This window comes from Acidobacteriota bacterium (assembly GCA_020853395.1).
Lineage (GTDB): Bacteria > Acidobacteriota > Vicinamibacteria > Vicinamibacterales > SCN-69-37 > JADYYY01.
On record JADYYY010000013.1, the window covers coordinates 125,726 to 138,171 of the forward strand.

The 12,446-nt window shown below is 70.4% G+C and carries 12 protein-coding genes; 7 read left to right on the plus strand and 5 right to left on the minus strand.

Annotated features, from left to right (window positions below):
- Positions 1-59: 59 nt before the first annotated feature.
- From IT184_13760 to IT184_13770, 3 genes are all read right to left on the minus strand, one after another.
- A complete protein-coding gene (locus IT184_13760) occupies positions 60-1,202 on the minus strand; it encodes a glycosyltransferase (protein ID MCC7009868.1) in 1,143 nt (380 codons plus the stop codon).
- A gap of 63 nt (positions 1,203-1,265) precedes the next feature.
- The gene (locus tag IT184_13765) at positions 1,266-2,162 is read right to left on the minus strand and encodes a glycosyltransferase (protein MCC7009869.1); all 897 of its coding nucleotides are present in this window, start codon (positions 2,160-2,162) and stop codon (positions 1,266-1,268) included.
- A gap of 26 nt (positions 2,163-2,188) precedes the next feature.
- Positions 2,189-3,253, minus strand: a complete 1,065-nt coding sequence (locus tag IT184_13770) for a hypothetical protein (protein ID MCC7009870.1) — start codon at positions 3,251-3,253, stop codon at positions 2,189-2,191.
- A gap of 84 nt (positions 3,254-3,337) precedes the next feature.
- Here IT184_13770 and IT184_13775 point away from each other — a divergent pair, with 84 nt between their 5' ends.
- Together IT184_13775 and IT184_13780 are read left to right on the plus strand one after the other, a co-directional pair.
- On the plus strand, positions 3,338-3,736 hold the full coding sequence (locus IT184_13775) for a hypothetical protein (GenBank protein ID MCC7009871.1): 399 nt from the start codon (positions 3,338-3,340) through the stop codon (positions 3,734-3,736).
- Between the two features lie 55 nt (positions 3,737-3,791).
- Positions 3,792-5,681: a malate synthase gene (locus IT184_13780; protein ID MCC7009872.1), complete on the plus strand. Its 1,890-nt coding sequence runs from the start codon at positions 3,792-3,794 to the stop codon at positions 5,679-5,681.
- Positions 5,682-5,735: 54 nt separating this feature from the next.
- On the opposite strand, the gene IT184_13785 is transcribed toward IT184_13780, so the two are convergent.
- On the minus strand, positions 5,736-6,110 hold the full coding sequence (locus tag IT184_13785) for an RNA-binding protein (GenBank protein ID MCC7009873.1): 375 nt from the start codon (positions 6,108-6,110) through the stop codon (positions 5,736-5,738).
- Positions 6,111-6,434: 324 nt separating this feature from the next.
- On the opposite strand from IT184_13785, the gene IT184_13790 reads away from it, so the two are divergent.
- From IT184_13790 to panB, 3 genes are read left to right on the plus strand one after another with little or no spacing between them, the layout of a single operon-like run.
- A complete protein-coding gene (locus IT184_13790; protein ID MCC7009874.1) occupies positions 6,435-7,136 on the plus strand; it encodes a DUF2520 domain-containing protein in 702 nt (233 codons plus the stop codon).
- Positions 7,133-7,942, plus strand: a complete 810-nt coding sequence (gene panC, locus IT184_13795) for a pantoate--beta-alanine ligase (GenBank protein MCC7009875.1) — start codon at positions 7,133-7,135, stop codon at positions 7,940-7,942. The genes IT184_13790 and panC overlap by 4 nt, the downstream gene beginning before the upstream one ends.
- Positions 7,943-7,963: 21 nt before the next feature.
- Positions 7,964-8,848, plus strand: a complete 885-nt coding sequence (gene panB / locus IT184_13800) for a 3-methyl-2-oxobutanoate hydroxymethyltransferase (protein MCC7009876.1) — start codon at positions 7,964-7,966, stop codon at positions 8,846-8,848.
- A 54-nt stretch (positions 8,849-8,902) separates the two neighbouring features.
- On the opposite strand, the gene IT184_13805 is transcribed toward panB, so the two are convergent.
- Positions 8,903-9,850, minus strand: a complete 948-nt coding sequence (locus tag IT184_13805) for a hypothetical protein (protein MCC7009877.1) — start codon at positions 9,848-9,850, stop codon at positions 8,903-8,905.
- 198 nt (positions 9,851-10,048) lie between these two features.
- Here IT184_13805 and IT184_13810 point away from each other — a divergent pair, with 198 nt between their 5' ends.
- Positions 10,049-10,789, plus strand: coding sequence for a hypothetical protein (locus tag IT184_13810; protein ID MCC7009878.1), 741 nt, complete (start codon positions 10,049-10,051; stop codon positions 10,787-10,789).
- Positions 10,790-10,852: 63 nt separating this feature from the next.
- Positions 10,853-12,445, plus strand: a complete 1,593-nt coding sequence (locus IT184_13815) for a hypothetical protein (protein MCC7009879.1) — start codon at positions 10,853-10,855, stop codon at positions 12,443-12,445.
- The last annotated feature ends 1 nt before the right edge of the window (position 12,446 follow it).

Consider the following 12,446-nt stretch of genomic DNA (forward strand, 5'->3'; position numbering starts at 1 on the left):
GTCGACGCAGCCGGCAGCGGAGCGCGGCGACCGCTCCGAACGTCGCCGGCCGTTGACCGTCAGTGCACGGCGAGGCCGAGCAGCCGCCAGTGCCCCACCGATCCTGACAGGCTGAACGACAGGTCCCTGCCCGTGCGTTCGTCGACGAAGGCGCGATAGCCGTAGCCGCTGCCTGTCGGTCCGGGGCCGGGTACTGGCCGGATGCCGAGCGGCTCCACCGCAACCGGCCGCTCGTTCACCTTCATCGTCAGTTCGAGCGCTCGATCGACCACGACGACAGCCTCCTGTGGCGGCGAGGCCGCGTACCAGGGCAGCCGCACGGTGCAGCGGACGTGCACGCGGTTCGTGCCGCACTCGAGACCGGCAATGGTCGACCGCACGGACGGCCGGATCCGCTCTTCCATCGACTTCAACGCCTCGAGGCCCGATCGGAGCAGCGGGTGCGATCCGCGGCTGCGGATGTCCTGCCGCAGAAAGCCGAGCTGCGTGCGCCAGCGGGAACGCGCCGGCACGCCGTGGGCCTTCAGCAGCGCCGCAATCTCCTGCAGCCGTGCGTACCCACCGCTCATGGTCTTGGTGCCCGGGTGCACGCGCACGGCCGCGAGCGGTGCGTCCAGGAACCGGAAGCGGCAGCCCGCGCGGTGCAGCCGTATCCAGAAGTCCCAGTCCATCGTGAAGTGCAGGTGCGCGTTCAATCCGCCGACGCGCTCCATCGCGCTGCGCCGAACGAAGCACGCGGGCTGGCTGATCGAGCAGCCTCGAATCAGCTCGTCTGGGTCGGGGCTCCCGGCAGGGAAATAGCTCACGAACGCGCCAGCGGCCGACACGTGCACGGCGTGGCCGAAGACGACGTCGACCTGCGGATCGGCGACGAACGCGTCCGCGACGAGCGAGAGCGCGTCCGGGAAGTAGTAGTCGTCCGCGCAGAGCCAGGCCACGATCGGCTGGGTCGTGTGATTCCAGCCTTCCTGAATCGCCGCGGCCTGGCCATCGTCGCGGCGGTGGTAGCCGTAGGCCACCGGCACGGCAGCGGCGCGAACGACGCGCTGCACGCTGTCGTCAGGGGTGGCGTCGAGCACGGCGAGCTCGATCGGCACGCGCTGCGATCGAATGCTCGAGAGGGCGGTGTCGATGAACTCCGCCTGTTCGCGAGCGGGCAGCGCGATGCTGAAGCCGACCGGCACGGGGTGGGGTGTCTCCATCAGTCGATCACGGCGTTCCACGAACCGGACCGCGCTTCGGCGTATCGGCGCGCGCACGGGACGTCAGTATCTCAGCAGGCCAGCGCGATACAGACGATCGAGCACGACGTGGCGGCGGAGGTACCCGCGGATGGCCCTGTTGATCTCGAACCACTCGACCGCCTGCCCGTGAATCCGCTCCCGGATGCGTGCCATCTCGCGCGCGCCGATCGTCTCCATCCGGTCGGTCGTTTTCTGAGCGGCGTGAACGCGGAACGCGCCGAGGAAGCGCGGCACCCTGGCGAACCTGGCGCCGGCATCGCGCATCCTCACGAGCAAGTCCCAGTCCATCGCGAACTGGAAGCTGTCGTCGAAGCGGGCGCCGACGGCTTCCCAGGCGCGGCGCCGCCAGAACAGCGTCTCCTGCGGCACGTAGTCCGCCCACGACAGCACCGCGTCGTCGTGCCGCGGCAGCACCCAGCGGCCGATCTCGCGGTCGTGCTCGTCGATCAGGACGCGATGGCCGTAGACGGCATCGACCTCTGGATGCGTCTCGAAGAACGCGGCGACGTAGTCGAGCGCGCCCGGCAGGAGCAGATCGTCCGCGTTCAGGTAGGCCAGGATCTCGCCGGTGGCATGCCGGAAGCCGCGGTTCAGGGCATCGGCCTGGCCACGATCCGATTCGGAGGCGATCCGCGACAGCAGCGGCCGATGCCGTTCGACGATCCGGATCGTGTCGTCGGCCGACGCGCCGTCCTGGACGATGTACTCGAGCGCCGGATACTGCTGGTCGACGACGCTCCGGATGGTGCGTTCGATGAACGTGCTCGCGTTGAACGACGGCGTGACGATCGAGATCCTGGGCGCCGCGGACGCCGGCACGCGGCGGTGACGGTAGACGGCCGGATGCGTCAGGGGCTTGGGAGGGTGATGGACGAGCACGCCGAGCCTGGGGCGAAGAGCAGGGAACACCAGGGCCACCGGTCGGAATCGGCGCGCGATGTCGGTTAGAGAAAACGGGTCAGGACGATATCGAGCGTGCGCACGTTGCCGCCGGCCGCCCGCCACTGGACCAGAATCGGCGCCTGGAACGTGCCTTCCACGAGGGCGCCGCGGCCAGGCGTGGCGCTGTCGGAGACGAGCAGGTTCACCGCGCGCTTCTTGCGCATCAGGCGCGCGGCGGGCACTTCGAGCGCGCGCGCGACGATGTGCTCGAGGCGCGACGCGCTGAGCCCCAGCGCGTCGATCAGCCGATTGGCGGCGCGCACGAGGTCGTACTTGGCGTAGTCGATCGCCTTACCGGGCACGGCGCGCGGGTCGTTCCACGCGTGCTTGGCCTTCTCGGCCGCGAACTTCAGCGGGTTGCGCAGCACCTCGGCCAGGTCGTGCTGCATCAGGAGCGTTTCGTACTCGTTGATCGTCAGGCTTGCGTCGCGTTCCGCCGACGCCAGCGCCAGGCGAACGCGTCCCTTGTGCACGCCGTGCCGAGCGATGATCTCGCCGATCTGCTCGGTCAAGCCGAGCGACGGATCCTTCAGGTTCACTGCTTCGATCGGATGGCGCGACACCGGCACGCGGATCGACGTGCGGGCGACTTCGACCTCGCGGTCGTAGCCCACCAGGCGGGTGACGCGCCGGCGCGGCGTTCCGGCGAACCAGCCGTCGAGATCCACGAAGTACACCGGATGGCTGCCCCGCGTGCGGTACGAGACGCAGGCGTCGAGCCCTGCGGCCATGAACGCCAGGTGCGAATCGCCGTTGGTCGGTTCCACCCGGCGCTGCTCCGGCGCCAGCTCGGTGCGCAGCTCGAGGTTGTCGTGCTGATAGCCGGCGTTGGCGGGGAACACCGTCTGGAAGACGCCGAGATACGGCTCCAGGCCGGCTCGCCTGACGACGAGACGGTGCGCGAGGCTCTCGGGGAGGTACCCGGCAGTCGTGTGCGGCGAGACGTACAGACAGCGCGTGAATCGATCGAGGACGTCCCCGTGAACGGACGCAGCCAGCGCCCTGGCATCCAGGACATCGACCCGCGCGCGTGGTTGGATGTCCAGAGCGAGTTCCAGCGGCGCCATCAGCGCTCACATGGTACTACTGCGCGGGCCCGAAACAAACCGGCACGTGCTTCCGGCTAAGCTGGGGGGCCAGGAGGTGTCCTCATGTCGCGACGACACGTGCTCGCGGCGCTGGCGCTCGTCGGCGCCGGCGCGACCGGTTCGTCTTCCCAGACGCTGCCGCAGAACGTCCCGGGATATCCCACCGTTGCGCAGGTGCGCGTCGTCAACGCGGCCCGAGACGAGGCCGTGCCGGTCGTGCTGCGGACCGACGCCGAGCCGCTGCCGGTGGCGATCGCCGGCGTGCCGTCCGTGGCGCTCGTGCCGACGACGGTGATTCCGGTCCGGATCGGGCGTCAGCTCTGGGAATACCGACAAGTGACGGTCGGGGCCACCCAGGATGCCGCTGCCGTGCTGAACGCGGCGGGCGCTGACGGATGGGAAGCGATTGGCGGCACGGCCGGTGCCGCCGGCACCGTATGGACCCTCAAGCGTCCGCGTTGAGCCCGCGGTACGCTATACGTATCACGCCATGACATCACCGTCGTCGTCCACATCGATGTCGCTCGAGCTCCGTGACGGCATCGCCGCCGAGTACGGCGATCTCTTCACCCCCGCAGTGCGGCAGGCGTTGGCCGCGCTCTCGCGGTTCGAGGCCGAGCGGCGCGACGTCATGGCCAGGCGGCTGGAGCGCAGGGCGGCTCGCGCGCGCGACGGACGCCGGATCGCGTTCCTCGATCCGAGCGCCACGATTCCCCGCACGTCGATCACGGTGGAGGCGGCCCGGCGCGGCGACTTCCACGGCAGCGACATCCCGGCCGATCTCCAGCGGCAATGGATTCAGGGCACCGGACCCGCAACGCGGCCGCGCGCATCGCTCGAGGAGAGCCTGCGCAACGTCGCCTACGCGCTGCTGTCTGGCGCGGATGGCTGGATGTTCGACGGCGAGGATGCGCTCGGGCAGGTCGACACGATGTCGCTCGACAACCAGCGGAACTTGATGCTGGCGATTCACGACGATCCGCGTTTCCTGAACGTTGCCGAGCAGGTCGCCGTCGAGATGAACCGCTGGGCGGACGGGTTCTTCGGCCGCCGCATCATCGACGACTGGCGCGCAGAGTTGCGGTTCACGACGAAGCTGTTTCGCGCACGCGGGCTGCACCTCGACGACCGGCACGTGCGCTGCGCCGACGGTACCGGCTTCTCGGCCTCGATCGTCGACACGGTGCTCTACGTGGTGAACAACCACGACGCGCTGCGGGCCCGTGGCGCGACCGTCGCGATGTACCTGCCGAAGATCCAGACCGCCGAGGAGGCGGCGCTGTGGAACGACATGCTGTCGGCGCTCGAGACGCACCTGGAGATGCCGGTCGGCGCCGTCAAGGTCTACGTGCTCGTCGAGCAGGTCGAGGCGTGCTTTCAGTTGATGGAGATCAGGGCCGCCCTCGGCCGCCATTTCGTGGGATTCAACACGGGGCGCTGGGATTACATCAACAGCGTCTCTGACGCGATGGCCTGGGACGCCGCGTTCGTCAACCCGAACATCGACGCGATCACGATGACCTACGGCTACATGCGCCAGTACGAGGATCGCGTGCGCCGCGCGGTCAACACACCGGACCGCGATGGGCGCTTCGCGCTGTGGCAGGGCGGCATGGAGCCGAACATTCCGGTGGGCTCGGCCGCGGGCGTCGAGCACGGCATGAAGCGCGCGGTGGCCGGAGGTGAGCGCGAGCGCCGCGAGGGCGCGAGCGGCAAGTGGGTCGCGCACTGGAAGATGGTCCACATCGTGAGACCCGTCTGGGAACAGGCCGGCCAGGCCAACCAGCTCGGCCGCCAGTTCCCTCCGCTGACCTACACCGCGGAGGATGCCGGCGGGTTGTTCCTGCTCGAGCCCGCACCTCGCACCGTGCGCGGGGCGCGCGACCTGCTCAGCGTGGCGCTGCAGTACGGCAACGCGTTCCTGCGGGGCTTCCAGGCCGCTGCCTTGAAGCCCGCCGACTTCTTCGGCAACGACGACGTGCTCTACCTGATGGAAGACATGGCGACGGGGGAGATCCGCCTGAGCATCCTCTGGGAGTGGCTGCACAAGGGTGCCGCGCTCACCGAAGCCGACCCGGCCGCCGGCGTCGCCGCGGGCGACCGCTTCACGGAGGCGTTGTTCGCGCGGCTCCTCGAGGAGGAGCACGCCAAGCTCCTCGCGGCCGGCAGCCGGGACGTGCACGACGACTCGAAGCAGACGACGCTGCCGATCGCGCGCGAGATCGTGCGCGCGTACGTCGGCGAGCCCGTCAAGGCGCCGTGGTACGTCGACCTGCTGAACCTGAACCTGACGAACGAGGATCTCGGGGAGGCGCGCCGGAGAATCCGCCTCTACCTGGACGACTTCCGAGCGCGGGGAGTGCGGCTGACGGCCAACGTCGACTTCACGGCCGACCGGCAGAGATGAAAAGACCCACGCGCCGAGACTCGGCGCGTGGGTCGCTGGTCGAGATCGGGACGGTTACCAGCGCGGTTCGCGCCGGCGGCCACCACCCCCGCTGCCACCGCGGCCACCGCCGCCGCCTCCGAAGCCGCCTCCGCGGCCACCGCCGCCGCCACCGTTGAAGCCCCCGCGACCGCCACCGCCGGCTGGCGGACGTGCTTCATTGACCGCGAGCCGCCGGCCGTCGAGCTCGGTCTCGTTGAACCGCTCGATCGCGGCGCGAGCCCCTTCTTCCGACGACATCTCGACGAATCCGAATCCACGCGATCGCCCAGTCGCCTGATCGCGCATCACGCGCACCGACTCGACCTGTCCCGCCTGCGTGAACAGATCTTCCAGCGCGCGCTCCTCCGTGTTGAAGGACAGATTGCCGACGAACAACCTCCGATTCATGCACCCTCTTCTCGTCCGCACTCGCGGACGCGCCGCCTCGACGCGGCATACTGCAAATTAGCCCGGTGGCCCACCCACGATCTGCTGCTGGAACGAGAGAAGGATCGAGCGCTGCTCGGTGCTCCTGAACGATCCTGCGGACGGACTAAATTGGCTCCCCAGGATCGAGCATAGCGACTGCGCCAGGCCGAGGCAACGGGTTTTGCTCGCCGGGACGTGCGAGCCGACTCACGGTAATCTAGGCGGGACGCCACGGATGCCAGGTGGTCCCGCGGCCCAGGCGTGGTCACGCCGCGCGTTCGCGCCGTGGGTGGCGCACGTCCCGTGTGTTCTTGCGTGAGAGGTTTCGGGGAGGGCGCGGTGGTCCAGCCAGGGCGTGTGGAGGTGATCGGCCGCGGCCGCGTGGGCGCCGCGTTCGCGGCCCGGTTCACGGCGCTCGGCCGCCTGGCCGAGCGCGACCCGCCGGACGTGACGATCCTCTGCGTGCCGGACGCCGCCATCGCCGATGCGGCCGGCCGGGTGCCGGCCGGCCGGTGGGTGGGCCACGTGAGCGGCGCGACGCCGCTCGCGCGGCTCGCGCCGCACACGCGCCGTTTCAGCCTGCACCCAGTCCAGACGTTCACTCGCTCGCGCGGCGCCGAGCAGATGGACGGCGCATGGGCGGCGATATCCGGCGAGACGCTCGAGGCACTCGAGATCGCGCGGACGCTCGCGTCCATGCTCGGCCTGCGGTCGTTCGTGCTCGACGACGAGCGGCGCGCGATCTATCACGCCGGCGCGGCGATGGCCTCGAACTTCCTCGTCACGCTGCATCGCGCCGCCGTGCGCGCGTTCGAGGCGGCGGGCGCGCCGCCGGACGCGCTGACGCCTCTGATGCGCCGCACCATCGAGAACGGCTTCGAGCTCACCGGGCCGATTGCCCGCGGCGATCTCCAGACCGTCGAGGCTCATCTCGCGGCGATCCACCGCGAGCTGCCCGACCTCGAGCCGATGTATCGCGCCCTCACCGAGGCCACGCGGCCATGATCGTCGCTCGGACGATCGCGCATCTCGATCGAGTGCTGGGCCGGCCACGATCCTCACGCGGGTTCGTGCCGACCATGGGCGCGCTCCACGCCGGGCATCTGGCGCTCATCGAGGCGGCGCACGCCGACTGCGAGCAGGTCGTCGCCAGCATCTTCGTCAATCCGAAGCAGTTCGACGACCCCGGCGATCTCGCACGGTATCCGCGTCCCGAGGCCGACGATCTCGAGCAGTGCCGGGCCGCGGGCGTGGACGTGCTCTTCCTGCCGTCCGTGGACGAGATGTACCCGGCCGATCTGGCGACGTCGATCCACGTGGACGGGGCCGCGCTCGGCTTCGAGGGGGCCCATCGGCCGGGCCATTTCGACGGCGTGGCGCTCGTGTGCGTGAAGCTCTTCGGCCTCGTGCGGCCGACGGTCGCTTACTTCGGCCAGAAGGACGCGCAGCAGGTCGCCGTGCTGCGGCAGGTCTGTCGCGACCTGAACCTGACGCTGGATCTCGCGGTCGTGCCGACCCGGCGCGACGCGGACGGCCTGGCCCTGTCGTCGCGCAACGCGCGGCTCTCGGCCGACGAGCGCGGGCAGGCGTTGGCGCTGCCGCGGGCGCTCCGGGCCGGCCTCGACGCCCATCGGCGCGGCGAGGATCCGGTGGCAGCGGCGCGCGCCGCGCTGGGCACGGTGCCGATCGACTACGCCGGCATCGCGACGTTCGACGGCGACCCGACGCTCGTCGTGGCGGCCCGCGTCGGCACCACGAGGCTGATTGATAATGTACCGTTGGATCACCCGGCACGGGCCGGGCTCGAGTAGCCCTCTCTCAGGAGGAACGCCATGCCGGGCGAGTCCGCGCTGCCACCTGCGAAGCTGACGTTGCCCGCGATCGCCGACATGCGCGCGCGCGGCGATCGCCTGGTCATGGTGACCGCCTACGACATGCCCAGCGCGAAGCTCGCCGACGCGGCAGGCATCGACCTCGTGCTCGTCGGCGACTCGGCCGGCGACACGGTCCTCGGGTACCCCTCGACCGTGCCGGTCACCATGGACGAAATGCTGATCTTCACCCGCGCCGTCGCGCGCGGCGTGCACCGGGCGCTCGTCGTCGCCGACATGCCGTTCGGCTCCTACCAGGTCTCGGAGGACGTCGCGATCGCGAATGCGATTCGGCTCGTCAAGGAAGGCGGCGCCGACGCGGTCAAGCTCGAAGGCGCTGGGCGGACGCTCACGCGCATCAGCGGGATCGTGGACGCCGGCATCCCCGTCATGGGACACGTCGGCTTGACGCCGCAGTCGGCCGGCATGCTCGGCGGCTATCGCGCGCAGGGACGCACCGCCGCCGCCGCCACGCGCATCGTCGAGGAGGCGATGGCGCTCGAACGGGCTGGTTGCTTCGCCCTCGTGCTCGAGGCGATCCCGGCGGTCGTGGCGGAGCGGATTACCGAGCGCCTGCGCATTCCGACGATCGGGATCGGCGCCGGACCTTCGTGCAGCGGGCAGGTCCTCGTCTGGCACGACCTCGTCGGTCTGAGCACGCGACGCCCGTCGCCGAAGTTCGTGAAGCAGTACGCGGCCGTCGGAGAAGCGATCGGCGAGGCGCTGCGTGCCTACGCGAGCGACGTGCGCGCCGGCACGTTCCCCGAGGAGCGCCACACCTACTCGATGCCGGACGCGGAACGGGAGCGGTTCGACGCGCCCCCGCTCGCCAAGCCGAGGGGGTAGATCGTGCCGGCGGATTCGGCCGCCGGCACGTCGGGACGAAGCGTTCGACCGAGGCTAGCGGAGCGCGTTCGGAAGCGACACCGACAGCCTCGTGGCCACTTCCTTCACGGCCTTCTCGGTCGCCTCGCCGAGGATCGTCTCCCGGAAATCGCGGCTGTTCATGTCGATGGCGCCGAAGTTCCCCTTGAACGCGCCGCCGAGCAGGATGCCTTTGCGGCTCGACTTGGCTTCGGCCTTGGCGCTCGCCAGGATCTCGCTCGTGCTCGAGTCGATCGCCCGCACGGTGAGCGCCACGGTGGCGGTCGTGTTCTTGGCGCCGGCGCCGCCGAGGAAGCGGCCCGCGACCGAGCCGGCCGCGCCGCCCACGTTGCGTTCCTCGCTGCCGAACTTCGTGATGGAGCCGGTAATCAGCACCTTGGCGCCGAGCACCTTGCCGAGCTGAGCGACCTCGCGCGCGCTGGCGTCGGCGCGCGTGCTGTTCGCGAGATTCTGCTCGCTCAGCACCGACTCGATCCGCTTTCGCTCGAGCAGGCGGACCTCGCCGGTCTGCAGCAGCTCGTCGACGAGCATGTCCGAGACGCCCTTGCCGATGTTCCAGGTGCCGCTCCACCAGTGCTCGATGGCGCCGAACTCGAAGTCGAGCACGGCGGCCGTGGGCCGCGAACCGCGCGCTGCCGCCGTGTCGGCTGCCGGCGCGGCGGAGGGCGCCGCCGCCCGGGCCATCTCCTTGACGCGCGACTTCTCGATGAACCCGAGGCGATCGAAGCCCGAGTTGTCCTTCGGCAGCCTGACCTGGTACCAGTTGCCGCTCGAGGCCACGACGTCGAGCACGGCGCCGACCGGGACGGTCATGACCACCGCGCTGTCGGCCGCGGCAGAGAGGTAGACCTTCGTGTCGGCGGAGGTGACCTGCACGGAACCGGCCTGCGCGGCGAGGGTGGTCGGGCCGAGCGCGAGGCCGGCTGCCATGATCGCCATGACGAGCATCCGAATGAGTCGCATGAGCTGTACGCCTCCTGGGCGGACGAATGGTAACAAATACCGCCCTGGTTATCGGCAGCAATTCGCCCATTTCGCAGGGGCGTCGCCGCCAGCCGCCGTTGGCCCGGCAGGCATTTCGCAAGGCTGCACAGCGGACGCGGTGGGGCTTGCGCGACCGTCTACAATGACCGCAGGGCCACCGGGACCAGGGAGGGCGGAATGGGGCGCCGGCTTCGAACGGGGACGTGGTCGGGGATGATGGTCGTCGGTCTTGCCGTGTCGCCGCTCGCGCAGTCGGGCGTGCGCCAGGCGGGCGTCGCGCCGGCTGCCGTGGAGCTGGCCGCGCACCGGCCTCAGGAATTCGCGGGCACGTGGACGTACAACGCCGATCAGAGCGTCAACGCCGCGACCGGCCGGCCCGAGCGGAGCCCGCGCGGCGCCACGCAGCGGGCTGGCGTCACGGCGGCGCGTTCTCCGGTGCCGGTCACGGCCGGCGTGCCGTCGAGCGCGATGGGTCCCATTGGCGGCGAGCCGGCCGGCACCGTGCCGCCGGGCGCCTTCGGGTTCAACCGGCCGAGCGACGTCGGGCCGACGGTCGCGATGATTCAGGAGAACAGGAGCCTCACGCGCGATCTGCTCGAGATCCCGGAGATGCTGACGATCCGCGTCGATCCACAGACCGTGACGTTCGTCGACGATCTGCAGCGCGTCCGGACCTATCCGGTGAGCGGCGAGCGCCGCAAGTACCAGCTCGGCGCAGCGCGGTTCAACGCGGCGACCTTCTGGAGCGGATCCCGGCTCGAGAAGAAGATCGACGCAGCCGACGGCTTCAGGATGACGGAAACGTACTTCCTCGATGAAGCGGCGAGCCGGCTGTTCGTTCTGCTGCGGGTTGGGTCGTCGCGCAAGGGCGCGCCCATGATGGCGCTCAATCGCGTCTACGATCGGCAGAATCAGTAGCGCACGCCGCCTGCGCTCGAACTGGCGGCGGGCGCTCTGCCTCACTCCGCCCGCGCGCTCCCCATGCGGTTCGCACTCGTCCTCGTGCTGCTCGCCGGCACGTCCTGCGTGTCGGCGCCGGCTCGGCGTCCGGCCGCCGTGGGTTCGCTCACGGCCGCCGATCGCGCCAGGCTCGACGGCTGCTACGACTGTCTTCTCGACGCGAGGGATGGCTATCGTGCCGCCGCGATCGGCCCGAACGAGATCCGCGCTCGCCTCCGCGAGTTCGAAACGGAACTGCTCATCGCGCTCAGGGAGCGCGAGTTCGCGGTCGACAACGCCCCGGCGCTCGCCCGCGCGGCCGCCCTCGCGTCCAGCCTTCCGGCCGGTCTCGAGGCGGCGCGCTACATCGAGCTCGTGGCCGCCGTGCCGCACCGCGGCGCAGGATGGGCGAGGCGCGACGCTGCGTCCTTCCGCGCCGCGCACGCCGACATCTTGCGAGACGTTGCCGGCCATGCGGCATGGGTACGCGGCGGCGGCCTGATGCCGGCCGTCCGTGAGTACATCGCCCGGTCGATCGAGTGCGCGGCGCCGATGCCTGCGAGCCGGCCAGCCGACGTGGCTCCCCGCGTTCCGTCAGACGACCCGACGCCGCTGGCGCGCTACCGCGAGGCGACCTGCGGAGCCGTCGACGCGGCCACGCTCGGCGAGCTCCGCAGCCTCGTGCCGCGGTTCGTCGAGACGTCCTACTTCTTCGGGGAACTGGCGCTGAACGCCATCGCGCAGGCGAACGCGCTGAACCCGCATCAGCTCGTGATCGAAGCCGAGCGGCGGTTTCCCCAGTCGCCGCTCGTCCTCTTTCTCGCGGCGCGGCTGAAGCAGATCGTCGGCGACTGCACGGGCGCGCTGGCCGCATTCGATCGCCTGCTCGTGCTGGCGCCCTCGCACGAGGACGGCTGGCTCGGCCGCGTGATGTGCCTGACCGATCTGCTGCGGCACGCCGACGCCGTCGCGGCGGCGACGACGATGATCGACGCCAGCGTCGACAACGCCGACGAGGCGCAGTACTGGCGCGCGTGGAACCTGCACGTCGTGGGCGATCTCCTGCGCGCGCGAGCCGACATCGACTTCGTCCGCCAGCGCCGGCAGAACGCCGGCATCCTGTCGCTCGCCGGCGCGATCGAGCACGATCAGGAACAGCTCGATGCCGCGGAACGCGATCTGCGCGGCGCGCAGCGGATGGGCAGCGGCAAGGTCTGCCGGGCGTTCTGGTACCTGGGATCGGTGCTGCTGAAGACGCAGCGGCTGGCCGAAGCCGCCGCGACGTTCGACTCGGCGATGTCCTGCTACGACCAGGACGCGGCTACGCGCGAACGCCTCATCGCCACGACGCTGGCCGATCCGGCCGTGGACGCGGAGTTTCGGCGCCTGCAGACGGCGCGGTTGCGTGACGAAGTGCGCCTGCAGCGACATCAGCAGTACGCGTCGGCGTTCAACGTGGCGAGCATCCAGCTCGAACGCCGGGACCAGGCGCAGGCGGTCCGCTATCTCGAGATTGCCGCGCAGGACCCGCAGCTTCGGGCCGAGGTCGCCAGGCTCCGGCTCGAGATCGATCGGCGCTCGCTCGAGGCGCCGCCCCTCACCGGCACCGCACCGCAATCCGTGCCGGTTCGATGAT

Coding starts and splice junctions, on each gene's coding strand:
- IT184_13760 (MCC7009868.1), bottom strand. CDS start 1,202: ATGGAGACACCCCACCCCGTGCCGGTCGGCTTCAGCATCGCGCTGCCC.
- IT184_13770 (MCC7009870.1), bottom strand. CDS start 3,253: ATGGCGCCGCTGGAACTCGCTCTGGACATCCAACCACGCGCGCGGGTC.
- IT184_13775 (MCC7009871.1), top strand. CDS start 3,338: ATGTCGCGACGACACGTGCTCGCGGCGCTGGCGCTCGTCGGCGCCGGC.
- IT184_13780 (MCC7009872.1), top strand. CDS start 3,792: ATGTCGCTCGAGCTCCGTGACGGCATCGCCGCCGAGTACGGCGATCTC.
- IT184_13785 (MCC7009873.1), bottom strand. CDS start 6,110: ATGAATCGGAGGTTGTTCGTCGGCAATCTGTCCTTCAACACGGAGGAG.
- panC (MCC7009875.1), top strand. CDS start 7,133: ATGATCGTCGCTCGGACGATCGCGCATCTCGATCGAGTGCTGGGCCGG.
- panB (MCC7009876.1), top strand. CDS start 7,964: ATGCCGGGCGAGTCCGCGCTGCCACCTGCGAAGCTGACGTTGCCCGCG.
- IT184_13805 (MCC7009877.1), bottom strand. CDS start 9,850: ATGCGACTCATTCGGATGCTCGTCATGGCGATCATGGCAGCCGGCCTC.
- IT184_13810 (MCC7009878.1), top strand. CDS start 10,049: ATGGGGCGCCGGCTTCGAACGGGGACGTGGTCGGGGATGATGGTCGTC.
- IT184_13815 (MCC7009879.1), top strand. CDS start 10,853: ATGCGGTTCGCACTCGTCCTCGTGCTGCTCGCCGGCACGTCCTGCGTG.